The 25,037-nt window shown below is 73.0% G+C and carries 16 protein-coding genes; 4 read left to right on the forward strand and 12 right to left on the reverse strand.

Translation table 11 applies throughout. The annotated features are described in order from the left end of the window. Positions 1–105: 105 nt before the first annotated feature. The 5 genes from ACYVD5_RS04290 to ACYVD5_RS04310 all read right to left on the reverse strand — a co-directional run bounded on the left by ACYVD5_RS04290 (position 106) and on the right by ACYVD5_RS04310 (position 13,003). Entirely contained in the window at positions 106–2,835 is a 2,730-nt protein-coding gene (locus ACYVD5_RS04290) for a type I polyketide synthase (RefSeq protein ID WP_460999569.1), read from the reverse strand. Then, positions 2,828–10,276, reverse strand: coding sequence for a type I polyketide synthase (locus ACYVD5_RS04295; RefSeq protein ID WP_460999570.1), 7,449 nt, complete (start codon positions 10,274–10,276; stop codon positions 2,828–2,830). Before ACYVD5_RS04295 ends, ACYVD5_RS04290 begins: the two co-directional genes overlap by 8 nt. Further along, positions 10,273–10,968, reverse strand: a complete 696-nt coding sequence (locus tag ACYVD5_RS04300; protein WP_460999571.1) for a helix-turn-helix domain-containing protein — start codon at positions 10,966–10,968, stop codon at positions 10,273–10,275. The genes ACYVD5_RS04295 and ACYVD5_RS04300 overlap by 4 nt, the downstream gene beginning before the upstream one ends. A gap of 245 nt (positions 10,969–11,213) precedes the next feature. Continuing rightward, positions 11,214–11,855, reverse strand: a complete 642-nt coding sequence (locus tag ACYVD5_RS04305; RefSeq protein ID WP_460999572.1) for a response regulator — start codon at positions 11,853–11,855, stop codon at positions 11,214–11,216. After that, positions 11,852–13,003 (reverse strand): sensor histidine kinase, encoded by a 1,152-nt coding sequence (locus ACYVD5_RS04310; protein ID WP_460999573.1) that lies wholly within the window; start codon positions 13,001–13,003, stop codon positions 11,852–11,854. The genes ACYVD5_RS04305 and ACYVD5_RS04310 overlap by 4 nt, the downstream gene beginning before the upstream one ends. Before the next feature lie 556 nt (positions 13,004–13,559). Between ACYVD5_RS04310 and ACYVD5_RS04315 the strand changes: the two genes are divergently transcribed. The 4 genes from ACYVD5_RS04315 to ACYVD5_RS04330 are packed head-to-tail and all read left to right on the forward strand — an operon-like array spanning position 13,560 to position 16,600. After that, positions 13,560–13,832, forward strand: coding sequence for an acyl carrier protein (locus ACYVD5_RS04315; protein WP_460999574.1), 273 nt, complete (start codon positions 13,560–13,562; stop codon positions 13,830–13,832). Continuing rightward, positions 13,829–14,689, forward strand: coding sequence for an SDR family NAD(P)-dependent oxidoreductase (locus ACYVD5_RS04320; RefSeq protein ID WP_460999575.1), 861 nt, complete (start codon positions 13,829–13,831; stop codon positions 14,687–14,689). The genes ACYVD5_RS04315 and ACYVD5_RS04320 overlap by 4 nt, the downstream gene beginning before the upstream one ends. Before the next feature lie 25 nt (positions 14,690–14,714). Further along, positions 14,715–15,671 carry an ACP S-malonyltransferase gene (locus tag ACYVD5_RS04325; protein WP_460999576.1) on the forward strand — a complete coding sequence of 319 codons (957 nt, stop codon included), beginning with the start codon at positions 14,715–14,717 and terminating at the stop codon, positions 15,669–15,671. Then, the gene (locus tag ACYVD5_RS04330; RefSeq protein WP_460999577.1) at positions 15,668–16,600 is read left to right on the forward strand and encodes an ACP S-malonyltransferase; all 933 of its coding nucleotides are present in this window, start codon (positions 15,668–15,670) and stop codon (positions 16,598–16,600) included. Before ACYVD5_RS04325 ends, ACYVD5_RS04330 begins: the two co-directional genes overlap by 4 nt. A gap of 4 nt (positions 16,601–16,604) precedes the next feature. Here the strand turns inward: ACYVD5_RS04330 and ACYVD5_RS04335 are convergent, their stop codons facing one another. The 7 genes from ACYVD5_RS04335 to ACYVD5_RS04365 all read right to left on the reverse strand — a co-directional run bounded on the left by ACYVD5_RS04335 (position 16,605) and on the right by ACYVD5_RS04365 (position 24,282). Next, the gene (locus ACYVD5_RS04335; RefSeq protein WP_460999578.1) at positions 16,605–17,246 is read right to left on the reverse strand and encodes a GNAT family N-acetyltransferase; all 642 of its coding nucleotides are present in this window, start codon (positions 17,244–17,246) and stop codon (positions 16,605–16,607) included. Positions 17,247–17,317: 71 nt separating this feature from the next. After that, positions 17,318–18,394, reverse strand: a complete 1,077-nt coding sequence (locus ACYVD5_RS04340) for a 3-oxoacyl-ACP synthase III family protein (protein WP_460999579.1) — start codon at positions 18,392–18,394, stop codon at positions 17,318–17,320. Beyond that, positions 18,391–19,719: an MFS transporter gene (locus tag ACYVD5_RS04345; protein WP_460999580.1), complete on the reverse strand. Its 1,329-nt coding sequence runs from the start codon at positions 19,717–19,719 to the stop codon at positions 18,391–18,393. The genes ACYVD5_RS04340 and ACYVD5_RS04345 overlap by 4 nt, the downstream gene beginning before the upstream one ends. After that, positions 19,716–20,963 carry a hypothetical protein gene (locus ACYVD5_RS04350; protein ID WP_460999581.1) on the reverse strand — a complete coding sequence of 416 codons (1,248 nt, stop codon included), beginning with the start codon at positions 20,961–20,963 and terminating at the stop codon, positions 19,716–19,718. Before ACYVD5_RS04350 ends, ACYVD5_RS04345 begins: the two co-directional genes overlap by 4 nt. Next, the gene (locus ACYVD5_RS04355; protein WP_460999582.1) at positions 20,953–21,921 is read right to left on the reverse strand and encodes a JmjC domain-containing protein; all 969 of its coding nucleotides are present in this window, start codon (positions 21,919–21,921) and stop codon (positions 20,953–20,955) included. Before ACYVD5_RS04355 ends, ACYVD5_RS04350 begins: the two co-directional genes overlap by 11 nt. After that, entirely contained in the window at positions 21,918–22,916 is a 999-nt protein-coding gene (locus ACYVD5_RS04360; protein ID WP_460999583.1) for a hypothetical protein, read from the reverse strand. Before ACYVD5_RS04360 ends, ACYVD5_RS04355 begins: the two co-directional genes overlap by 4 nt. After that, the gene (locus tag ACYVD5_RS04365; protein ID WP_460999584.1) at positions 22,909–24,282 is read right to left on the reverse strand and encodes a radical SAM protein; all 1,374 of its coding nucleotides are present in this window, start codon (positions 24,280–24,282) and stop codon (positions 22,909–22,911) included. Before ACYVD5_RS04365 ends, ACYVD5_RS04360 begins: the two co-directional genes overlap by 8 nt. Positions 24,283–25,037 lie beyond the last annotated feature (755 nt).

Below are 25,037 nucleotides of genomic sequence, written 5' to 3' on the forward strand. Positions count from 1 at the left end.
GGCGCCAGGCTTCCGGGCCCATCCGCCGAGGCCTGCCGGCGCTGTACGCCGGTGCCGGGAGCCGCTTGCGGGGCCGGCCGGATACCGCCGGCCGCCGCAGGGGCATTACTGCGTACCGGTATCTGCGCCGCCGATGGCGCCGAGCAGGCCGGCGATGGTCGGATGGTCGTAGACGACCGTGTCCGGGAGATCGCGCCCGGATGCCGCCCGCAGCCGCTCGCGCAACTCGGCGGCCAGCAGCGAGTCCATGCCGAGGTCGAACAGGTCGCCGTGCGGGTCGATCCTGCCGCCGATCCCCAGCGTTTCGCGCACCAGCGCCTCGGCCGCCTCCACCGAAGCGCCCGTACCGTCCCCGCTGTGCTGCCAGCGCTCGGTCGCAGGCAGGGACCTGCCGGTGAGCCTTCCCGCGGCGCCGTTGCCATCGGCCACCGCCGCGGGCTCCTGCGGGAACCAGTGGGGGGTCCGCTGGAACGGGTACGTCGGCAGGTCCAGCCTCCTGCGGCCGATATCGCCGCCGTCGTCCAGCGCCTCCCAGCGCACCGGGGCGCCCCGGACGTAGAGGGCTCCCAGCGCTTCGAGCATCCGCCGCCACTCGGCGCCGGGACCGATACCGCTCAGCACCGGGGGCGCCGCGGTGCCCGCTGCGGCCGGGCCCGGGCCGGGCCCCAGCACGAGCACCGCATCGCTCCGGGTCTCGGCGGGCAGCGGCGGGTCGGCGGGGTCCGGGGCCCCGGCCAGGACCGCGTCGATGCAGTCGGCGAGGCCGGCCTCGCCTGCGGCATAGGCGGCGACGTGCCGGCCGGTGCCGTGGCCGGTGGCCGCCTCCGGGTCGATGCCCCAGGACCGCCACACCTCCAGCAACCCGTATTCGAGGGCGAACAGCGCAAAGCGGGGGCGGATGCCCGCCGATTGCGCCGTGTCCGCCGTGTCGGCGCGCAGGAGCAGCCCCGGTTCTGCGGGCGCGCCGGTCCGGGCCGCCCACATCCCCGCACACCGTGCCAGCGCCCGGCGGAACGCGGAGCTCACCGCGTACAGCTCGCTCCCGGCCTGCGGATACAGCGCGGCGCCGCCGGGGAAGTAGGCCAGCACCCGCGGGCCGCCGGTGCCCCGAGCGGTGCCCTGGTGCACCCTGTTCGGGACCGCCGGCGGGGCATCGTCCCGCCACCGGTCCCGCCCGCCCGGCCGGTCCTGCTCTTCCTGCCGCCCCCGGCCCCCGTCCCGGTCGCCGAGCCAATCGGCCAGGTCCGCGGTCAGCTCCCGCATGTCCGCCGCAGCCGTACACAAGCGGTGCGCGAAGTGGGCGCGGCCGGTGTTGGCCGTGAAGCAGATATCGCCGATCGGGCCCGGGCCTGCCGCGGCACCCCCGGCCCCGAACCGGGCGAGGTAGCGGCCCGCCAGCTCGCGCAGCGCTTCCTCCGTCACGGCGGACAGCGCAAGGACATGGCACGGGCGCTCCGTGCCGACCGGTATGCGCGCGGGCACCGGCGCCTGCCCGACGACGACGTGGCAGTTGGTCCCGCCGAACCCGAACGAGCTGACCCCGCAGATGCGGTCGCCGGCCGGCCATGCCGACCGGTGCGCCGACACCCGCAACGGAATGGCGTCCCACGGTATGTGCGGGTCGGGATCGCGGAAATGCAGCGTAGCGGGGATGATGCCCGCGTTCTGGGACAGCACCGCCTTCATCAGGCCGCCGACTCCGGCGGCGGCCTCCATGTGCCCGAGATTGGATTTGGCCGATCCGACCGGGAGCGGGTGCCCCCGCCCGCCGAAGACCGCCGCAAGTGCCGCCGCCTCGATCCGGTCCCCGAGGGCGGTCCCGGTCCCCTGGGCCTCGATGTAGCCGATGTCGTCGGGGCCGACACCCGCGTCGGCCATGGCGGCGCGGACCACGTCCTGCTGCGCCGCCCCGTGCGGCACGGTCAGCCCGGCCCGCCGGCCGTCCTGGTTGACGGCCGAACCCAGCACCACCCCGAGTATGCGGTCGCGGTCGCGCTCGGCGGCGGACAGCGGCTTGAGCACGAGCATCCCGCATCCTTCGGCGCGCCCGTATCCGTCAGCGGCGGCGTCGAAGGGTTTGCAGCGCCCGTCGGCGGCCAGCATTCCCGCCGCGGCGAGCCCGGCCCCCTCATGGGGCGTGATGATGCGGTTCACGCCGCCCACCAGGGCCATGCTGCACTCGCCGGAGCGCAGCGCCCGTACTGCCAGATGCACCGCGACCGCAGAGGAGGAGCAGGCGGTGTCGATCGACAGGCTGGGACCGCTCAGCCCGAGGAAATAGGACAGGCGCCCGCTGGCCGTACTGGCGGTCGCCCCGCTGCTGAAGTACTCGTCGACGGCCGCCGGCCCTTGGGCGGCGGCGGCCTCGCGGTAGTCGCTGTTGCCGATCCCGACATAGACACCCGTGCGCGGCGGGAGGTCGGCGGGCGAGCGCCCGGCGTTCTCGACGGCCTCCCAGGCGACCTCCAGCAGCAGGCGGTGCTGCGGGTCGATCCGCGCCGCCTCGCGCGGCGAGGTCCGGAAGAACTCCGCGTCGAAGCCGGCGAGGCCGCCGACATAACCGCCGCGGTGGCCCGCCTCTGCACCGCCCGCCGCCGGTTGCCCGGGGTGCGGCCGGCCGCGGGGGGCCGCACCGGTGGCGTCGGCGCCGCGGTAGAGGAGATCCCAGTACTCCTCGGGGCCGTCCGCACCCGGGAACCGGCACCCCATGCCGACGATGGCCGCCGGCTCGCCCGCGCCGCCGCCCCGCAGGGTCCGCACCTCGGCTTCGAGCTCTTCGATCCTGGCCAGCGACTTCTCGAACAGTGCCGCGTAGGTTTCCTCGTTGCTAGACATCACGGCCGAGCTCAACTCCCAGTTTTTCGGCGAGCCGTTGCGCTGCGCCGGCGGTGCCGCCTCCGGTGGCGCTTCCGGCCGCGGTGGCGGTTGCGCCGCCCCCGGTTTCCGCTCGGGGGGCCCCGGCGGCGTCTTCGGGCCGCGTTCCGGCGATCAGCCGGTCGAGGTACTCCACCAGGTCGCCGAGCGTCGGATGGTCGTAGGCCAGGGTCAGGTCGAGGCGCCGGCCCAGCCGGCGCTGAAGGCGGTTGCGCAACTCGATCGACGCCACGGAGTCCAACCCGAGCGCGGCAAAGCCCTGGGCGCGGTCGACCTCTGTGTCCGCGCCCAGCACGAACGACAACTCGCGCCGCACGTGCGCGTCCAGCAGCCGCCTGCGCTCCTCCCCCGGTACCGCCTCCAGCTTCGGTTCCGGCTCCGCGGACGTGCCTGATGTGCCCGCTGTGCCGGGCACCGGGGCGGTTGCGCCGGCGCCGGGCACCAGTTCGCCGAGGAGCGGCGGGACCCTGCCGCCGGCCGCGGCGCGCATGCGCCAGTCCACCCGCAGCACAGCGGCGTTACCGTCCTCGGGCGGATCCCCGAGGAGGTGGGCCAGCGCATCCAGGGCGGCTTCGGGAGGCAGCGGATACTCGCCGGAGCGCGCCGCCTTGGCCTGGTCCTCGGCGCGTGCGCTCATCCCGGTCCGGGCCCAGGAGCCCCATTGCACCGCGAGCGCGGGCACGCCCTGCCCGCGCAGTTGGGCGGCCAGGCCGTTCAGGAAGGCGTTGGCGGCGGCGTAGTTGGCTTGTCCGGGCGTGCCGAGCAGTGCGGACACCGACGAGAACAGCACGAGGAAATCGAGGTCGGCGTGTTCGAGTGCCCGGTGCAGGTTCCACGCCCCGGTGGCCTTGGGCGCCATGGCCCGCGCGATCCGCTCCGCCGACAGCGAGGTGAGCGCTCCGTCGTCGAGCACCCCGGCGAGGTGCGCGGCGCCCCGCAGCGGCGGGAACGCGGGGTCGGCCCCGATGGATCCGACGATGTCCGCGATCCGCTGGGAATCGGCGGCGTCGGCCGTGTACACCGCCACGTGCACGCCTTCGGCGCGCAGGGCGTCCACTGCGGCCTGGGCCTCAGGGCCCGGCCCGCTCCGGCCGGCGAGTACGAGGTGGCGTGCGCCGCGGTCGGCGAGGAAGCGCGCAAGGAGTGTCCCCAGCCCGCCGAAACCGCCCGTGACCAGGTAGGTGCCGTTGCCGCGGACCGCTGGGCCGGTGTCCCGGGCACCTACCGGGAGGGCCGGGACGGCGGGAACGAGGCGCGCCGCGTAGCGGGTTCCGCCGCGCAGTGCGATGTCGTCCTCCTGGAGTGTGCCGGCGGCCGCCGCGGCGGCCAGTTCGCCGGCGAGGCCGTGCACCTGCTCGCGCCATCCGGCGCCGGGGTCCAGGTCGACCGTGCCCAGGGCGAGGTCTTCGTGCTCGGCGGCGGCCACCCGCACCACTCCCGTTGCCGCCGTTTGGGCGGCGTCGCCGACAGGGCGGCCCCCGGCCCCCTGCGCCCCTTGGGTGACCACGATGAGGGGCGGCGGTTCGGCGGGCGTGCGGGTGAGCTCTCGGACGAGCCCCAGCACCCGGGCGGAGTGCGACAGCGCGGCCCGGTCCGGGGGGTCGCCGTGCCCGGCCTCGACGGCCCGGCAGTCCACGACCAGGTCGGCCGCGCCGAGCAGGGCCGGCAGGTCCGCGCTACCGGTGGCCGCCGGCGAACGCCCGGGCGGGTCCTGCGCGCCATCCCCCGCATCCCCGGCATCCCCGGCATCCCCGGGCTCGCCGGTGTCCGGAACCAGGGTGCAGCCGATGCCGCGGTCCCGGACGGCCGCGGCCAGCGCGGCTCCCATCTCCGGGCCGGCCAGAACGGCCCAGTGGCCGCCGCCGGTGCGGGCGGCCTCGGGCGCCTCGGGCAGGGGCGGCAGCGGCCGGCGTACCGTGCGGTACAGCCAGTCGCGCCAGGGCGGGTCCGCGGCCCCGATCATGGCGCTGCGGTGCGCCCGTTTGAGGACGATCCCCTCCAGCTCCACCAGCACCCGGCCGTCGGGGGAAAGCAGCCGCACGTCGCCTTGCAGGGTTTCGGGCACATCCCCCTCGGACGGCCGGATGCGGGCTTCGCACCGGGCCTCGCCGGCGAGGGGCGCCAGCAGGCGCAGCCGCTCGGCTCCGGCCGGGACGTAGGTCTGCCGGCCGCGGTGTTCGGGGTAGGCGACCGTGAGTGCGAGGAAGCACGCCTCCAGCAGCACGGGGTGGATGCGGTAGCGGCCGGTGTCGGCCGCGACCGCCGCCGGCGGGGCGATTTCCGAGCGGCAGGCCGATCCTGCCTTCCACAGCCGCGAGGTGGCGTGGAAGGCGGGGCCGAGCTCGATCGACCGCTCCCGCTCGCGTTCGTAGATTTCCGCGGGCGCAATCCCGGTGCCGGCATCGCCCCGGGTGTCCGGTTGCGGCCACTGCGGCAGTGCCGGCTCGGGCGAGCCGTGCAGCGCACGCACATCGGTGGAGAAATGATGGGTCCACTCGGCCGCGCCATCGGTCCCGCCGTCGGCCGCGGTTGCGGGCCGCGAGAAGATGCGCAGGCGGTGGCCGCCGTCCTCCCGGGGGGTCAGGACGGTCTGCACGGTGCGCTCGGCGCCGTCGCCGAAGCTCATTGCCCGGCTGATGACGGTGTCGCGGAGCTCGTGGGCGCTTCCGCCCAGCGCCGTCTCGGCCGCGGCCAGCGCCGTTTCCAGGTAGGCGACACCGGGCAGGACCACCGTCCCGAACACCCGGTGGTCGGCCAGCCAGGGCAGCGTGCGCGGGCCGATGTCGGCTTCGAACCGGATCTCGTCGCTTCCGGCGAGCCGGATGCGGGCGCCCAGCAGCGGCAGGCCGGTGCCGAAAGCCGCCGGCGTGCGCCCCCGGGGCGGCGGGTCGATCCAATGCCGCGCCGGCCGCCACGGGTAGGTCGGCAACTCGACGCGGCGGCGGGTGCCCGGGGGGTGGAGGGTCTCCCACGCGATGTCGCGGCCGGCGCGGTAGAGCTCACCGAGACTTTCGAGGAAACGCGCTGCTTCGCGGCGCGGGTGCATGCTGGGCAGGTGGCGGCCCGGCGCATCCGGTGCCGCCCGCTGCGCCAAGGCGAGCAGGCCCGCGCGGCCGGACAGCTCGATGTAGGTCCCGCACTCCGCCTCCCGCAGCGCCGCCAGTCCCTCGGCAAAGCGCACCGGCCGCCGGGTGTGTTCCAGCCAGTACCCGGGGCGGGCGATCTCGGCGCCGATCGGCCGGCCGGTGACGTTGGAGATGACCGGGACCTGCGGCGGCGAGAACCGGACCCGGTCGACGGCCGCGCCGAACGCCTCCAGCATCGGTTCCATCATCGGCGAGTGGAAGGCGTGGGACACGGCCAGGTCCGTGCAGCGGACACCTTCCGTGCGCAGCGCCGATACCACCTCCTCCACCGCCCGGGCCTCGCCGGAGACCACGGTGGCCCGCGGCCCGTTCACGGCGGCCACCGCCACCCGCTCCCCCAGCGGCGCGACGAGCCGCGCCACCGTTTCCTCGTCCGCCATCGCCGCGGCCATCCGCCCGCGCGGCAGCTCCGCCATCAGCCGGCCGCGGGCGGCGACCAGCGCGGCGGCGTCCTCAAGGCAGAGCACACCGGCGGCGTGGGCCGCGCTGTATTCCCCGATGCTGTGGCCGAGGACCGCGTCGGGCTCGATGCCCAGCGCACGCCAGGTCCGGGTGAGGGCGTACTCGACGGCGAACAGGGCGGGCTGGGCCCACCGCGTGTCGGCGAGCGGGTCGGCGCCGCCGTGCTCGGCCAGCAGCACGGACTGCAGCGGCGCGGGCAGCTGCGGCCGCATCAGTTCGGCGCACTCGTCCAGGGCTTCGCGAAACACCGGAACGGTCCGGTACAGCTCGCGGCCCATCCCCGCATAGTGCGATCCCTGGCCGCCGAACAGGAAAGCGGTTGCTCCGCTGCCGGGCGGTTCAGGGGCGCGGTGCGCGCAGGAGGCGCTCTGCTCGCGCAGCAGCTCGCCCGCCTGGCGCGGCGACTCGGCGACCACGGCGATGCGGTGCTCGAAGTGGCGGCGCCCGGCGGTGGTGGTGGCGGCCGCGTCCGCCAGGTCCTGTTCCGGCCGCCCGCTGAGGTGTTCGGCATAGTCGGCGGCCAACTCGCCGAGTGCCTCGGGGGTCCGGGCGCTGACGGCGAGCAGGTGGACGCCGCCCGCGCCGGGCCCGGGGCCGCCGCCGGCTGCGGGCGCCTCCTCCAGCACGACGTGGCAGTTGGTGCCGCCCATGCCGAAGGAGCTGACACCGGCTCTGCGCGGTCCCGCGGCGGCGGGCCAGTCCCGCAGCGCCGTGTTGACGAAGAACGGGCTGGAGGCGAAGTCGATGTCGGGATTGGGGCGGTCCGCGAGCAGACTCGGCGGTATCCGGCCGTGCCGCAGCGCCAATACCGCCTTGATCAGCCCGGCGATCCCGGCCGCCTCGTCCAGGTGCCCGATGTTGGACTTGACCGAACCCACCGCGCAGCATCCGCGTTCCAGCGGGGCCCGGCCCGCCCGGTCGAAGGCCTCGGTGAGCGCGGAGATCTCGATCGGGTCGCCCAATCGGGTGCCGGTGCCGTGCGCCTCGACGTAGCCGATGGTGGCGGGATCGGTCCCGGCGGCGCCCAGCGCCCGCTCGACCACGTCGGCCTGCTGCGCGGCGCTGGGGGCGGTGAACCCGACCTTGTCGGCTCCGTCGTTGTTGGCGGCCGATCCGCGGATGACGGCGTGCACGTGGTCGCCGGCCTCGAGCGCGTCGGCGAGGCGCTTCAGCAGGACGACTCCGCAGCCGCTGCCGAAGAGCGTCCCTTGCGCTTCGGCACCGAAGGGGCGGCAGCGGCCGTCGGCCGACCGGATCATGCCGTCCTCGTACAGGTAGCCGGTGTGCTGCGGTACCGGGATGGACACGCCGCCGGCCAGCGCGGCGTCGCATTCCCCGCCGAGGATGCTCCGGCATGCCCAATGCACCGCGACCAGCGACGTCGAGCAGGCCGTCTGCACGTTCACGCTCGGACCGGCGAGGTCCAGTTTGTAGGACACCCGGGCGGCGAGATAGTTGCGGTCGTTGCCCATGCGGATCTGGAACTGGCGCAGATCGGCCTCTGTCAGCGGCCCGCGCTGCGGGAAACCTTCGGCCGGGGCGACGTTGTTGAGCAGGTAGGTGCTCATGCTGGAGCCCGCGAAGACACCGACGCGGCGGTGCCCGGTGCCGGGTGCGTAGCCGCCGTTCTCGCACGCCTCCCATGCGCACTGCAGGAATATCCGCTGCTGGGGGTCCATGGTCGCCGCTTCGCGTGCGCCGATACCGAAAAACGCGGCGTCGAAGCGGTCGGCATCGGCCAGCCCGGCGCTCGCCCGCACGTAGTCGGGGTGGCCGGCCAGCCCGGGATCTGCCTGTTCGAGTTCGGCGGGCGCCAGCGGGCTGATCGACTCCGTGCCGTCGCGGAGGTTGCGCCAGAACTGGTCGGGTCCTGCCGCGCCCGGGAACCGGCAGGCGATGCCGACGATCGCGATGGCATCGTCGCCTGCGGGGACGCCGGATGCGGCTGCGGGCCGCTGTTGGGCCGCCGGCGCCGGCTCGCCGCTGATGCGCCGCGCCAGCGACCGGATGCTGGGATTGCGGAACAGCTCCACAACGGGCAGGTCGGCGGCCAACCGCTCGGCGATGCGCCGGCGCAGCTCCACCAGCAGCGCCGACGTGCCCCCCGCGTCGAACAGATTGTCGTCGATGCCGACCGTGTCGGTGCCCAGCAGCTCCTGCCAGATCCGCGTCAGCGTGCGTTCGGTCGGGGACTGCGGCAGGACCGGCGCCGTATCCAGCAGCCGCGGGCCCGGCCGCGGTTCCGGCAGCCGGCGGCGGTCCGTTTTCCCGCTGGAGGTCAGCGGCAGGGCGTCCAGCACTTCGTAAGAGGCGGGCCGCAGCAGCCGGGGCAGGCGTGCGCTCACGTGCCGGTGCAGTCTGCGGGCGATGTGTGCGCTGGATTCCCGGTCGCGGAGGACGACGTAGGCGGCCAACCGCTGGCGGCCCGGTTCGCCCCACGCCGCGACCACGGCTTGGGCGACCTCGGGATGGGTGGCGAGCTGCGCTTCGACCTCGCCGGGTTCCACCCGGACACCGTTCACCTTGACCTGGTCGTCGGCGCGGCCCAGCAGTTCCACCGTCCCGTCGGGCAGCCGGCGCGCCAGGTCGCCGGTGCGGTAGAGGCGGCCGCCGCCAGGGTCGTCGATGAACCGTTCGCGGGTGAGATCGGGGCGGTTGACGTAGCCGGGCGAGACCCCGGCCCCGCCGATGCACAGCTCGCCTTCCTGGCCGTCGGCCACCGGGCGCAGACCGCTGTCGAGGATCCTGATGCCGACGTTGTCGATGGGCCGACCGATGGGCACCTCGACAGGCCAGTCCGCAGCGGGCGGTGCGAGCGTGTGCGCGGTCGCGTCCTGGAACTCGGTGGCGCCGTAGTGGTTGTGCAGCCGTGCACCCGTACGCTGGAACATGTTCCGCAGGGCGGGGGTGATCCGCAGCCGCTCCCCGGTCGTGACGACCTCGTGGAGCGGCAGCTCGACCGGGCTGTCGCGGAGCGCTTCGGCGAGCTGGGTGAGCGGGGTGACGGGCAGGAAGAGGCGTTGGACCGACCGGTCGCCGATGAACCGCGCCAATGCGTGGGGGTCGCGGCGCACGTCCTCGCCCGGTATCACCAGGGTCCCGCCGAAGCACAGGGTCGAGAAGATCTCGTGCACGGAGAAGTCGAAGCTGACGGCGCAGAACTGCAGGGTGCGCAGGCGGCACGCGCCGGGCCGGGTGCGGTCGTGCCAGCTCAGCAGGTTGGCCAGCGCGGCGTGGGTGATCGCCGCGCCTTTGGGCGCACCCGTGGATCCGGACGTGAACAGCACGTAGGCGGGCGAATCCGCGGCGGTTTCGGCGCTGACCTGCGCGTCCGGCCCGCCGGGCCCGGACCCGGAGTCGGGCTCGGGCTCGGCCGCACGCGGGTGCACGGTCGGCGGTGCTGCACTGCCGAGGGCGTGCTGCGCCGGTGCGTCGTCGGTGACCAGGACCCGCATCCCGGCTTCGGCCACGATGTGCTCGAAACGTTCCTGGGGGTCACCGGTGTCGATCGGCACATAGGGGGCGCCGGTCTTGAGCGCGGCGACCATCGACACGATCAGCTCCGGGCCCCGCCGGGTGCGCACGCCGACCGGTTCGCCGGGGCCGGCGCCCGCCTCCTGCAGGTGCCGGGCGAGCCGGTTCGCGCGCCGGTCCAGCTCGCGGTAGGTCACCGTCCGCTCCCCGCAGACGAGGGCGGCGGTATCGGGTTCTCGGGCGGCGCGCTGCTCGATCATGCGGTGGAGCAATTGCGCGGGGCGGCCGCCGGTGCCGCTGGTGTCGCCTACGGTGGTCATGCGCTCACCCCCGACTCCCGGCCGGCGGCCTCGCCCGCCCGGCCGGCCAGGGGCGGCAGGGCGAGTTCGCCGAGCGCCACGCGCAGGCCCAGTTGAAAGCGCGTGGTCGCACCGGCCTCGATCATCAGCGAGTTGATCTCGCGGCGGACCGTGCGGTCGGTCACGTTGAGGCGTTTGGCGATGGCGGCGTCGGTGAGGCCCTTGGCGAGCCAGAGCAGGATCGCCGATCTTCGCTTGGTCGTGGCGGTGCTGGAGGGGGCGTTGGCCCGTGCACCGCACCACGCGAGTTCGAAGAAGCCCTTTGCGGTCTGCACGTATTGGGGATCGGTCGTGATCCAGGCCCTACCGCTCTCGTGCCAGGGCGCCGGGGAGATGAAGACCGTGCGGCGGTCGCCGATGGCCAGGCAGACCGGCGCTGCCGACAGCAGTCTGACCTCGGCCCCGGGAATCCGGGCGGGCACGTCGGCCGGGCCGGGGATCCCGACCGAGGCGATCCTGCGGGAGGCCGCCCCCGGCTCGGTGGCCGGGGATCCGTGCCGGGCCGTCGCCGGCAGCAGCCCGGGAACCCATTCCCGGGGGACTATCGCTGAGAAGTCCTTCTGGAATGCCGACGCGAACTGCAGCAGTCGGCCATAGGCGTGCGGTGACTGGACCGGGTGTGAGGTGCGCTGCATCGATGCGGTTCTTCGCATGGGAGTTCCTCATCTGCTCTCGATCGGGGGATGGGCACCGGATCGGCGATGTCGCGAACTGACGGAGAGCGGTCGGGCCTGGTGCGGCCGCGGGACGGGGGTGGACCGGTCGGGGGCGGCGGGGGTGGGCAGGAGTGGCGGTGGCAGGAGTGGGCCGGGTGGGCGGGAGAGGCCGGGCGGTCAGGCCCGGGCCGGCAAGGGCCGTGCGCGAGCACCGCGGCGGCCCGGCGAACGCACCTCCGCTTTCACAGATCGTGCTCGTGCTCTTGGGCGAGGATGGCGGCCTGGACGCGGCTGCGCAGTCCGAGCTTGGACAGGATCCGGCTGACATGGGTCTTCGCGGTCGCATCGGCCATCTGCAGCCGTTCGGAGATCTCCAGGTTCGAGAGGCCCTCGCCGATGCACCTGAGGACTTCGCGTTCGCGTTTGGTCAGGTTCGCCAGCCCCGGTTGCGGCCCCTTGTGGTGGGTCTGGGCCGGCGCGGCGAACGAGCGGATCAGCCTGCGGGTGACCGCCGGCGAGATCATCCCCTCGCCCCGGGCGACGATCCGCACCGCCTGCACCAGCTCCTCGCTGTCGGCGCTTTTGAGCAGGAAACCCGCGGCGCCGGCGCGCATGGCTCCGAACACGTACTCGTCCAGGTCGAAGGTCGTCATGATGAGGACATCGCAGATTCCGCCGACCTCGCGCGTGGCGGTAATACCGTCCTTGTGCGGCATGCGGATGTCCATCACCAGTACGTCCGGCCGCAGGCGCCCGGCCAGCTCCACGGCCTCTTCGCCGTCGTCGGCCTGTGCCACGACCTCGATGTCGGGGGCGCCGTCGAGTATGAGCGACAGGCCGGTGCGCACGGCGATCTGGTCATCGGCGATGAGCACGCGGATCACAGGACCGCCTCCCGCGTCGAGTCGGGAAGCACGGCGTTGACCCGCCACCGCCGGCCGCCATCGACCGGTCCCGCGCTGAACCGCCCGCCCAATGCCCCGGCCCGCTCGCGCATGCCCACCAGCCCCAACTCGCCGCTGGGCAGGCGCGGCGGCTCCGCCGACATCGTGCTCTCGATGGTCAACTCGATTTCCGCCTCCTTGTAGGCGAGGCACACGCGGGCGGTGCCGCTGCCGTGCTTGAGCGCGTTGGTCGCCGCTTCCTGCACGATGCGGAACGCGGCCAGCTCCACCACCGGCGGCAGTGGGCGCGGCTCGCCGTGGACCTCGAAGCCCACGTCACCGCCGAGATGGTCGACGAGGTCCTTGATGTCGGCGATACGCCGCGGAGCGGAGGTCGGTTCCTCGTCCTGTTCGTCGCGCAACACGTCGATCATGGCCCGCAGCTCGGCCAGGCCCTGCGTGCCGCCCTCGTGGATCGTCGTGATGAGCTGGTCGCGGGTCCGTTGGCCGAGGTCCTGGCGCGACTGCAGGGCGGTCGCCTGCAGCACGATGACACTGAGCCGGTTGGCCAGGGAATCGTGCAGTTCGCGCGCCATGCGGGCCCGTTCGGAGACGACCGCGTTGCGGCGGTCCAGTTCGGCCAGGCGGGCCGTCTGGACGGCGCGCAGCCGCTCGTCCTCGGCCCGGTCGCGGGACTGCCGCACAACGGCCGCCATCAGTACCGGGCTGACCAGGACAGCGGCGATCACCGCGGTCAGGGTGATGCTGCCGCCGAGTTCCTGGCGCATCGCGAAGACGACCCCGCCCATGACCGCGCTCAGCGACGTCGTGACGATCAGCATCAGCCGCCATACGGGCCGCGGACCGTAGGCGCATGCCGCGTAGATGTTGTCGGTGAAGATCAGGATGGTGGCCAGGGATACGCCGATGACGACGTCGCTGACGAACCCGACGGTGCCGATGGCCAGGCCGATCAGCGGTGCGCGGTAGCGCAGCGCGATGCCGGCGCACACCAGCGCCAGTGTCACGATCAGCAACGGGGCGGGGTAGCCGTACTGCGTCGTCGCCCAAGCGGTGGCCGAATCCTGCGAGGCGTAGGCGCCGGAATAGAGCAGGACCAATCCCACGGAGAACACGGCGGTGGCCAATAGACCGGCTTTCGCGTCGCGCGTTCTCAGCAGCTTCCGCACCCTGTACCCCATTGCGCGATCTTTTGACGCCATCGGCATCCTCCCTCGAAAGGAGGCGGCGTACATACTTTTATGTACGCCTTCCTTCCCGCAGCACTCCGGCCGAATGTTACGCAACCGGAGGCACGATATACACCCATCGCCTACTTAGGAAGTTGTAAACCGCAAGACCCGGTTGCGGGAACCCCGGCCGCCGCCGGAACCGGAGCCGGCGGTTTGCGCCCCCAACGGCCGCGACCTGCCGGTCCCGCCCGGCGCGGGCCGGGGCGGCGGTCGATTCCGCGCATCGGGCCCGGGCGCCGGCCGCGGGCCGACCCCGCAGGCAGCACCGGCCCGGGACCGGCCGAGAGGGCTCGGAGGCTCCCGCCCGGCCCGGAGGCGTCCGGGCGCCGGGCCATGTCCGGAACTGGACACCGACATTGTCCCGCCCATTCTGCGGACCCTATGTTGGGGCCTGTTTCCCGGCGAAACATATTTCCGCGAGCCAATGCCGCCCGCAGTGGAAAGGTGAATCGTGGCCAACGATGTTAAAAGGCTGTTCGTCGAGGTTTACAAGATCGACTTGCATCCGGACGAGATCGCCGACGACGAGCCCCTGTTCGGGTTGAGCTCCCGCTTCGGGCTCGACTCCATGGACACCCTGCGCTTCATATCCGAACTGCACGAGCGCTACGGGCTGGACATCGCGGCGACCAACACCGACTCCTTCCGCACCATGGCCCGAATAGCCGAGACGGTCGATGCCGACGCCACCGCCAGGCAGGCGCTCCGGCAGGACGGCGAATGAGCCGCCGGACCGCGGAGGCGGATGCGGCCGGCCCGGTGGCCGAGGCCGCAGCGGCGGTGCCGCCCGTTCCCGGCGAGGCTCCCGATGCGGCGGCCGCACCGCGCCGGGACATGAGCGGACGCGTCGCCGTGGTCACCGGCGGCTCCCGCGGAATCGGCCGCGCGATCTGCGAAGCCCTGGCCGACCGGGGCGCCCGTGTGGTCGTCGGTTACCGCGCCGACAGCGCCGCCGCCGAAACGACCGCCGAGCGCATCCGCGCGGCGGGAGGCCCGCGGCCCGCGGTGCGCCGATTCGACGTCGCCGACCATGCGGCGGTCGGCGACGCCATGGGCCGCATCGCCCAGGAGCACCAGCGCATCGACATCCTCGTCAACAACGCCGGTGTCGGCGACGCCGGCGCGGTCCTGCCGACCAGCTCGGCCGACGACTGGGCCGCCCCCGTGCGGACGAACCTCCTGGGGACGCTGCACTGCATCAAGTCGGCGTCGATGTATCTGCTGACCAGCGGCAACGGTGCGATCGTCAACGTCGCCTCCATCGCCGGAATAACCGGCATTTCCGGCCTCAGCGGTTACGCGGCCAGCAAGGCCGGGATACTCGGGCTGACCCGCTCGCTCAGCCGCGAATACGCCCGCCACAACGTGCGGGTCAACGCGGTGGCTCCCGGATACGCCGCCGGAACCGGCATGGTCGACCGCATTGGCGATGCGGCCCTGAAAGAGATCACCGGCCGGGTGGCCCTGGAACGGCTGGCACAACCCGGAGAGATCGCCGGCGCCGTGGCCTTCCTCGCCTCCGACGAGGCCGCCTACATCACCGGACACACGCTCGTCGTCGACGGCGGGCTCACCGCTTAGCCGGCCGGCACGGAAGGGAGTGGACATGGCTGCGCCCGCACGGACCGCGTTCCTGCTCAACCCCCAGGTGGTGGTCGAACCCGGGGACTACCGCGACCTCTTCGACTCCCACCCGGGCGTGCGCCAGAGGTTCGCCGAGGCCTCGGCCGTCCTCGGCACGGATCTGCCCGCCGCGTTCTTCGGCGGCGACCCCGCATCGGTCAACAGCGGCCGGGTGGTGCGGCCCGCATCGCTGGCCATCGCCACCGCCATCCACGAAACGGCGGTGCAGCGCTACGGCCGCCCGGACTACATCGCCGGGCTCAGTCTGGGATCGGTCGTCGCCGGCCACCTCAGCGGCCACATGAGCTTCCGCGACGCGGTCCGCATGACCCACATGATGCCGGCCATCGAAGACGAGGTCTTCGCCGGTCTGGGGCTGGGGGTGGCGTTCTACTACGGCGTCGACCTGGGGCGGTTCCAAGAGCTGCTGCGCACCGAGCAGGACGAGGGGCGGGTGCTGAGCCCGTGCGCCTACACCGCGGGCGATCAGCTGATCCTCACCGGGGATGTGGAGGCGCTGCAGCGGATGAACGCCCACGCCCCCCGCTGCGGCGGAGTGGGCGTGGTGATCCCCCATGGCCCGCCGGCGCACAGCCCGCTGCCCGCGCTGCACGAGGTCGAGGAACGCTTCCGCCGGGAATGGCACTACCTCGACCCGCCGCGCGATCCCGACATCCCCCTGATGTGCAACCTCACCGCCAGACCGCTGCGCACGGCCGCGGAGCTGACGCACTCCTTTGTGAGCCAGTACAGCCGCACCGTGCACTGGGAGCAGACGATGCACCGGCTGGCCGCGCTCGGCGTCGGCAGGGTGACGGTTGTGGGGCCCGGCCACTTCGTGCTGAAGTCGCTGCGTTCCACCGCCGTCGACTTCGAGGTGACGTCCCTGCTGGGGGCGGGCGACCTGGCGGACGCGGCGGCCGAGGCAGGGCGCCGGTGACCGCCGCAGCGCCCACGGCGATCGTCTTTCCGGGCATGGCGCCCTCCAACCACCGGGCTGTCGGCGACTTCATGCGCACCGATGCCCACGCGCGCCGGCGCGTGGCCCAGGCCGACGAGGTATTGGGCTACCGGCTCCTCGACCGGTTCCGCGACGCCGGCGCCTACGACGAGTCCAGCCGCATCGCCTTCGTCGTCAACTGCCTGGCACTGGCCGACCGCGCCGTCGGCGACCACCGGGAACGGCCCGTGCTGTGCGCGGGCCCCAGCTTCGGCCAACTGGCGGCCATGGCGTTCACGCAGGTGCTGGCCTATCCGGACCTGGTCCGGCTCACCGCCGAACTGGCCCGCCTCGAAATCGACTACTTCGCCGCCGACGAGTCCGACCTCGTCACCCACTTCTTCTTCCGCACCCCCGACGAAGCGCTGCGGGTGGTGCTCGCCGCGTTGCAGGAGCGCGGAATCTGGTGCGACGTGTCGTGTTTCCTCGGCGGCGGGTTCTACGCGGTCACGTTGGCCGCCGAGCACGTCCCGGCGCTGGAGGAGGCGGTCAGGGACGTGCGGGGCGTACCGCTGTACTCGATGCGGCCACCGGTGCACTGCCGGGCGTTCCAACCGCTCAGCGACCGGGCCCGGGCCCTGCTGCAGGGGTTCGGCCTGGCGGATCCGCGCATTCCGCTGGTGTCGGACCAGGACGGCGGTGTTGTCCGGACCGCGCAGGGGGTGGCCGACCTGGTCGCCGACGGTTTCGTCCGCCCGGTGCGCTGGTCCGACGCGGTCGCCGCGCTGCAGCGCCGCGGCGTGGCCGAGGTCTGTGTTCCCGGACCCAGCAACCTCTTCGACCGCCTCTGCCGGCCCCACTTCCGGGTCCGGACGGTCACCCCCGAAGACGCGCCCGGCGCGCCCGCCGGCGCCGCCCGCCGCGGCTGAGCGCTCAACCGCGCTCGCGCTCCACGAGCCGCTTGAACATCTCGCCGGACCAGCGCTGGCGCATCGTGTCCCGGAACGCCTCCACGGCCGCCTCCTTCTCGGCCCGGGGAACCGCGTCGGGCACCTTCCCCCACGCGTCCAGCCGGTAGAACTCATCGCGCAGCACCGAGGCCACCATGGCGTCGTGGTACTCGCCGTCGAGGAAGAAGTAGTCGCGCAGCACCCCTTCGACGACGATGCCGGAGTTGAGCAGCATCTTGACCGTGCGCCGGTTGAACAGGCCGACGATGAACTGGACGCGGTGGGCGTTCTTTGCGTGGAACAGGTGCTCCAGGACGAGCGCGGTCGCCTCGGCGCCGCAGCCGCTGTCCCAGTACCGCTCGTCCCCCACCGCCCCGCCGATCTCGTAGTTGCCGACGTACTTCTTGCTCTGCCAGCGGATGAAGCCGATGCGGTGCCCGTCGGTGGTGTGCACCATGAGCAGGGACTCCCCGCTCACCTCCGCCCGCTGTTTGATCAGCTCGGGCGATGCCATCTCCGAACCGCCCCCGGCCAGTGCCGACGTCCGGCCCGGCCGCATCCACGCGCTGATCAGCTCGTAGTCGTCCTCGGCCGGCGGCCGCAGCGACACCAAGTGCCCGTCCATCCCGGGCCTCCTCCCAAACGAGAATCCGTACGGTTGCGCGCGGCGGCGGGACGGGACCGCCCCGCCGCCGGTCAGGTGCGGTGCTCCGGTGCCGGGCCGGGCGCGCCGCCGTCCGGGGCGAAATGCCGCAGGCACAGCGACCCCCACAGGAACCCGGCGCCGATGGCCGAGACCACCACCAGGTCACCGGTGCGGATCCGCCGCTGGGCGAACGAGTCGTGCAGGCCCACGAAGACCGTTGCCGCACCGGTGTTGCCCAACCGGTCGACACTGACCGCGGCCTTGTCCATGGGCTGGCCCAGCACCCGCATCGCCTCTTTGACGATGTTGAGGTTGGCCTGGTGGAAAACGAACCGGTCGACGTCGGCGACCCGGTGGCCTGCGGCGGCCACCGCTATCTCGACACTGGCGGGCAGGTTCTCCGTCGCCTCCTTCCACACCGCGCGGCCGTCCATCCGCAGGAAGTGGCCGCCGCCGGCGACCGTCTCGGCCGAGGCCGGCATCCGCGATCCCCCGGCGGGGATCTCGACCGCGTGCGAAAGCAGCGAGTCCGCGTGCCAGGAGAGGATCCCGTAACCGGGGCGGGTCCGTTCGAGGACGGCGGCACCGGCCGCGTCGCCGAAGAACACCCGGGTCGCCCGGTCCTGCGGATCGGTGCAGCGCGACAGGCACTCGGCACCGATGACCAGAACGCAGCCCAACTCCTCGTTCTGCAGCAGATGGCCGGCCAGCCACAGTCCGTAGACCCCGCCGGCGCACGCCGCCTGGTTCAGATCCAGCGGCAGGGCCCGCAGCGCCCCGATCCGCTCCTTCACCAGCAGTGCCGTCGAGGGCAGCGGCTGGTCATAGGTGAACGTGGACAGGATGATCGCGTCGAGGGCCCCGGGATGGACTCCCGCGTCGCTGAGGGCGGCCTCGGCGGCGGCGACGCACATGTCCGACGTGGTCTCGCCCTCGGCGAGGAAGCGCCGTTCGCGGATCCCGGTGCGCGACCTGATCCACTCGTCGGTGGTGTCGAGCCCGGCGGCGACCTCGTCGTTCGGCACGACACGGTCGGGGATGTAGGCGCCCGTCCCGGTGATACCGACCGGCAACCGCAGCCCGCCGCGGAACAGCGGGTCCGCCGGGGGCGCTCCGTTGGCATTCATGGTCTCCTCGTTTCCTCCCGGAGTGGCGGGTCGGGGCGGTCAGGGCGGGGCTGCTGCGCCAGCGGCAGCCGCCGCGCGGTGGGCATCGCCGTCACGCACACGGCAGAGGCGGCCAGCAACCCGGCGAGCAGCAGGAACGCCGGAACCGAACCCAGCAGCTCGTGTCCTGCCCCGCCGAGCAGCGGGCCCAAGGGCTGCGCCGCCCCCATGGCAACGGCCGTGGCGCTGAACGTCCGGCCCTGCAACCCATCGGGCGAGTGGTGGATCTGGTAGACGGTGAGCTGGGCGTTCAACACAGGGACGGTGAACACGCAGGCGGCCAGCAGCGCGGCATAGGCGACCGGCCCCGCGGCCAGCGCCAGCGCCGCGACCGCCGCCGGCAGCAGCCAGATCGTGCCCAGCAGCAGTGCGGCCGGCGAGCACCTGCTGATCAGTACCGGTGCCGCCATAGCCCCGGCCACACCGCCCAGGCCCGCGACCGACAGCGCGCCGCCGATCGCGGCGGCGCTGCCCCCGCCCTCCTCGACCGCCGCGATGATCAGCAGGGTGACGCCGCCGAATACGGCGTTGGGGCACAGCGACGCCACCACCAGCACCCGCAGCGCCGGGCGCCTCCTGATGAAGGCAAACCCTTTCCCGGCCTCGCGGAAAAGCCCCGAAGAGGGCGAGGCACGCCGGGCGGAGTCGTCCTGCAGCCGGTGGCGCACCCCCAAGACCATGGCGGCCGACAGCAGGTGCCCGGCGGCGTTGGCGGCGAAGGGCAGCGCGCTCGCAAGCGCGAACAGCCAACCGCCCAGCGCCGGCCCGGCCAGACCGGCCGCCTGGCTTCGGGCCTCGTTGCCCGCCACGGCCGCGGAGATGTCGCCCGTGCGCACGATGTGGCGCAGCGCCGCCCGCTCGGCGAACCGGACGACTTCCATGGCGCCGCCGTCAATGGCCGCCACCGCTATGACCAGCGCCAGCGGGACCGTTCCCGCCGCGGCCGCCAGCGCCAGCAGGGCCATCGCACCGGCCCGGCACAGCGCGCCGACGACCAGGATGCGGTGCCGGTCCAACCTGTCGCAGGCAAGGCCGGCCGGCAGCTTCGCCGCGAGGCCCACCGCCGAGGCGATGAATCCCAGCACTCCCGCCCACAGCACGCTGCCGTGGGTCTGCAGCACCAGCAGCGGGTAGGCGATGACGCCGGTCACATAACCCAGCTGCGAAAAACACTGCGCACCCCACAGCAACCGGAACGCCCGGTTGGCGCGCAGCGGCGGCGCCGAGGAGGAGGCCGCCTGGCGCACGGGCTCCGTTTCCTCGCCGCCACGGCCGGTTATGCTCACGTGCGCTCCGCGGCGGGGGCCGCATCGGCACCGCGCAGGCGCACGGCCGCCGACAGCACGCCCAGGCCGAGCCGCCGTTCGCGTTCGCCGGCGCCCAGCAGATCGGCGACCGCGTATTCGCCGCCCGAGCCGAGGCGTTCGACGAGCCCGATCACTGCGTCGTCGCGGGGCACGGTGACGCACCGCCCCCGGATGTAGAGGTCGCAGCGGTCGCCCCGCTCCCGCAGGACGAGGGGGAAGGGCGCGGCCAACCGGACGGTCGAGCCGGCGAGGGTATCCGTGTCGACACCGGTGCGCGGCATCGGGGAAAGGGACAGCCCGAGGTTGCTGCGCTGGCGTGCGGTGTAGGCCGCGACGGCGTCGGAGAGCCACGCCTCCAGGCCGGCCGCCGGCAGTCCGGCCCAGCCCAGGTCCGTGTAGTCGACGGGTTCGGGTTGGAAACCGGGTGCGCGCACCGGGTCGCCGGCTCCGTTGAACAGTTCGCCCAAGGCGGCCGCAGCGGCCTCCTGCGCCACGTCCGCCGCCGGCATCTTCGACATTTCCAGGCCCAGGGTCGCCGCGAGCTCGTCGGAGCGGCCCACGTGGAACCGGCTGACGTTGAGCAGGAGCGCGTCGCCCGGCTCCATGGTGTCGGCGGTGGCGTGCGGCAGCAGGGGCTCCGGATCGTAGGACGGACGCAGCGAGCCGGTGAGGTTCCGGTAGGTCTCCACCGGCCAGGAGTAGAACGCCTTGCGGCCCGGGCCGAGATTGAGGTGGACGACGCGTTCGTTGCGTCCGATATCGCGGTGGACCCCGGAAGGGGTGAACCCGTAGTCGCCCAGGAAAAGCGAAACACGGTAGGTGTGCTGCGGGATCCCGAACGATTCGCGGGCGGGGGCGAAGAACTCCGCTGCGGCGCGCGCCACGGTGTCGCTCCACCGCTCGGCCGCGTTGACCATCACGCTGAACGTCCGGCCGGCGAAAACGCGTTTGGACCAGTCCCCGATGGACTCGCCGCTTCCGGGCGGGGCGCCGAGCACCAGCGGTTTCAGCGCCGGCGACCGGCGGCCCTCGATGGTCACGTCCAGCATCCGCGTGACCCTGGAGTAGTCGTCGTCGGCGGCCAGGGCCCCGATGAGGCCGCCGACGTCGCCGAGCCCCAGTTGCGGCATATCGGCGGCGGCGCCGCGCAGCAGGACCTGTTCTGCGAACCCCGCGGAGCGGGTGGCGAGCGTGTTCCAGACACCGGCCGGGTCACCGGTCACGGGGATCGACCTCCTCGGAGCCGAACTGCCGGCCCTCCGCCAGCACCTTTGCCAGTCCACCGCCGGGTTCCGGCGCGGCCGGCCCGTGGTGCTCGACCGCCCGCTGCCAGATACCGGCGGTCCGCCCGAGCCGTTCGGCGGCGGCGCGGGCGCACTCCGCGAGCATGCGGGGGCCGCCGCCGGCGCCGTCGGAGCCGTCCTGGCGGTGGAACCCGAACGGCAGGGCCCGCCGCAACCGCGGGTCGCTCTCGGCCAGCTCGGTGATCTCGCGGACCAGGACATCGCCCCACGAAACGGGTTTGGCCGCGATCGACAGGTGCAGTGACGCCTCGTCCGTCGCGTCGCCGACATGGATGTATCCGCGGGGCAGGTACAGGCAGTCGCCTTCGCGCAGGACCACCTCGCGCGTGTCCTCCAGCGGGACCTCTCTGCCGTTCCACGGCTGCGTGGGCGGCTGCTCCACCGGGGCGCCGATCGTCCAGCGTTTGGAACCGTGCAGTTGGCGGATGAACACGCTGGCCATGTCGTAGTGCGCGCGCGCACCGCGGGCGTTGGCCGGGGTCAGAAACGCCGCGCAGTAGGTGTCGTAGCCCGTGGCCGCCGTGATGCCGCGGGTCAGCTCCGCGACAGCGGGGCACCAGGTCCGCACCTCTTCGAACACCAGGGTCGTGCCGCGCTGCAGTTCTGCGGCGGCCAGCGCCGGGTCGACGAACGGTTCGGCGCCCGGGCCCGTGCGCTCACGGGCGCGCGCCAGGGAACCGGCCTCCGACACGGTGCCGTCGCGCATCAGCCGGACCGCCGAGGTCGGCAGCGGCACCTCGGCGAGCAGGGAGTCCAGGATCTCCAGCGAGAACACGTCACCGAAGTCGCCCAGCGCCCTGCTGACAAGCGGGTGCTCCTCCCACCGGCGCTCAAGTTCACCGATGTCGTTGACCAGGCGCGAGAGAGCACCGCTCACGGCTCACCTCCGGCTGCTGCTGCACCGCTGCGCACGGCGGCTCCGCCGCGGCGCGTGCGGCTGGCCTTTTCCATCCGCCCCTCCCAGAACGGCGAGAGGTGGCCGATGTCGGCGCTTTCGGCTCGGACATCGACCCGGGCCGGCAGCTCGGTGACGGTGACGCGGTCGTCCTCGCCCACTGCCGCCAGGTGGTTGTCGTAGGTGAAGACCATGCCGATCCGGCCGTCGAGTCCGGTGATCGGCGGATGGAACTCCCGCTGGCCCGCAACATTGAACAGCACCGGCGGGTTGCCGTCGGTGTCGCGGATCACGGCCAGCCACTCGCCGTTGAGCGACACCGTCATCGCCGAAATGCCCGGTGCCGCGCTGATCTCGTAGGTCCGGCGCGGCGGCCAGGGTTCGATGCGCGCCAGGACGGTCTGGGCGCGGCCGCGGGGGTGGGCGAACCACAGGCCGCCGAGGATCTCGTCGTAGGCGTAGGCGGCGGCACCGGCCCAGGCGGGTTCGCGGTGGTGCTCGCTCGCCCCGGTATCGGCGTCGAACCGCAGCACCCCGCCGTCGCGGGTGACCACCACCAGTCGGCGCCGGCGGGCCTGGCGGGCGATGAGTCCGGGGGCATCGGGCAGCTCCAGGCGCCGCCGCCACCCGCCGTCGTAGGTGAACAGCGCTTGCCCGGTCGCCGCGGCCAGCCGCAGCGGCCCGGTGTGCGCACCGAACGCGGCCACTTCGGCGTCCGGTCCGGGCAGCTCGACCGCCGGCCCGACCGCTGCCCCGCCGCCGCTCCAGGTGACGGGCAGTGCGCTGCCGGAGCGGTGGTCCACGGCGATGAAGGCGCCGGGGCCGGCGCCGCGCACGACCGTGTCGGCGTGCACGCCGGCAACGGTGTGCGATACGGGCGGCAGTTCGGTGAGGTCGGCCAGCAGCAGGGTCCGTTCGGCGGTGATCCGCGCGAGGATCCGGCCGTCGGCGTCGGTCGTCAGCCAGTGCTCAGGCATCAGCGGCCTCGTTCCGCCCGGCTGCGACGAGGTCGGTGTAGGTCTTGAGGTTGGGGCCGATCCACACCTTCTGCGGCGGGCACGGGCGCACCCCGTCCTGGATGCGGATGAGCGGGCAGTGCGCGCCCTGGCAGGACGGGCGGAAGAAGCACGATTGGCAGCCCGAGTCGTGGGCCTCGTCGTTCTCCGTCCACAGCTTCATCAACCGGTCGTTGAGGTTGAGCTCCCCATCGGGGGCGAGCCGGCCCACCATGTTCTGGGCGTCGCGCAGGGCCACCGTGCACTTGTTGACGATGCCGTTGGGCCGGATCAGAAACGACCAGGGGTTGGCGGCGTAGCAGACGCTTCCGCCCGGCCGCAGGGTCCGGGTGTCACCGCTGGGCAGGTCGTGGCACCGCGCATCCTGGTAGAGGTCGAGTTTGGCCTCCTCGGCCGCCTTCCCGGTGGCGGCTTCGGTCTCGGCGTCGTTGGCTCCGCCCCATTGGCCCACGGGCCGGAAGATCACCGAGAAACGGTCGTCGCCCTCGACGATCCCGCCCAGCTCCTCAAGCAGCTCTGGGACGCTGCCGACGTTGGACGGCGTGAAGTTGGTGCGCAGCAGGGCGGAGAAGTCGAGGTCGCTTTGCGCGAGGCTGCGGACGTTGGCGATGATGTCGTCGAACGTCGAGCCGCCGCCCATCAGCGGCCGGCTGGCGTCGTGGCTGTGCCGGGGCCCGTCCAGGGTGATCTGGAGCTGCTTGATGCCCAGCTGGACGCATCTTTCGGCGATGTCGGGGGTGAGCAGGTAGCCGTTGGTCGTCATGCCCGCCCGGTAGTCGATGCCGTTCCGGGTGGCGAAGTCGCCGAAGTATTCGCTCAGTTCCTCGATGACGTCGAAGGCGACAAGGGGCTCGCCGCCGAACCACGAGACCCGCAGCGCTTCGAGGCCGTGGCTTTCGTGCCGGCGCCGCACCAGCTCGCGGACGCCGTCGCGGACGCCGGAGAGCATGTGCCCCAGCGCGAAGTCCTCGTAGCAGTAGGTGCAGCGGAAGTTGCACGCCTCGGTCGGCATCAGGATGAGTTCGAGGATGTCGGTGCGGGCGAGCCGGTCGTCGCGCAACTCTTTGGCGTCGGCCGACTCGTCGTGGTCGTCGGGGACGACGTATCCGCGCTCCTGCAGAGCCCGGATCATCCGCGTCCGCTCGGGGTCGCCGTCGTCGGCGGCGAAGCGGGCGCTGCGGTTGTGCAGCAGGTCGTGTACCCGCCCGGCCAGCGGCTCGCGTACGTAGAACACACTGCCGCGCAGCGAGTTGTACAGAACGGCGCCACCGGCATCGTGCGGGGTCATGACCGTGAACCGCGAGGGCCGGTAAAGGCGGTTGCTCATCACGATCCCTCCGTGGGGGTCGGACACGCTGGGGCGCGTGTTTCGGCTGTGCGGCGCGCCGCCGCGGCGAGGATCGATGCACGCCGCGGCGGCTACTGCGCGGTCCGCGTATCCGGGTCCACGGGGGACGGGACCGCCTCATAGGGGCATTCAGCAGCCGAAGTCGATGTCCGAGACCTCGGCGGCCTCCTGCTGCTCCACGACGATCTCCTCGAACTCGTCATAGCTCTGCATGGTTGTTCACCTCCTTTTCCGGGCTGGGGGCTGCTCCGGCGTCCGGGGAGCGGAGCCGGATGACTGGCAGCGGCCGCGGGGCGGCCGCTCGAATAGGGGACAACTCGAATGGGGCAAACGGGTAAGGACTCTGGGGCGGCCGGATCGGTGCCGGCCGCGGGTGGCGCGTACGGCGGCAAACGGTGTTCCAGGTCCACCGCAGGTGCGGTGCGGTGGTGTGCTCCGGGTTTGCCGCCGGCCTCCTGTGCAGCTGATGCGTGGGGGTTTTTCCGGTCTGCGAGCTTCGTTGCGCAAACGACGATAGGAGCCCCGCGGCGGCAAGGGCATCGCCCGCGGGAGCGACGTTGCGCTACTCCGCCTGGCAAGCGGACCGTACATACAAATGCGTATGCCGACCGGGGAGGGTGTAGCAGAGGGTCGCTCGACCCGGTCGTTTCGCTCAGCAGGGGGTGGGGCTCAGCCGGGGATGCATCGCGGTGCGTTCGGCAGGAATGCCGGAAACCGCTCCTGCCCCGGGAAGG

The sequence above is a fragment of the Streptomonospora sediminis genome (genome assembly GCF_054778995.1).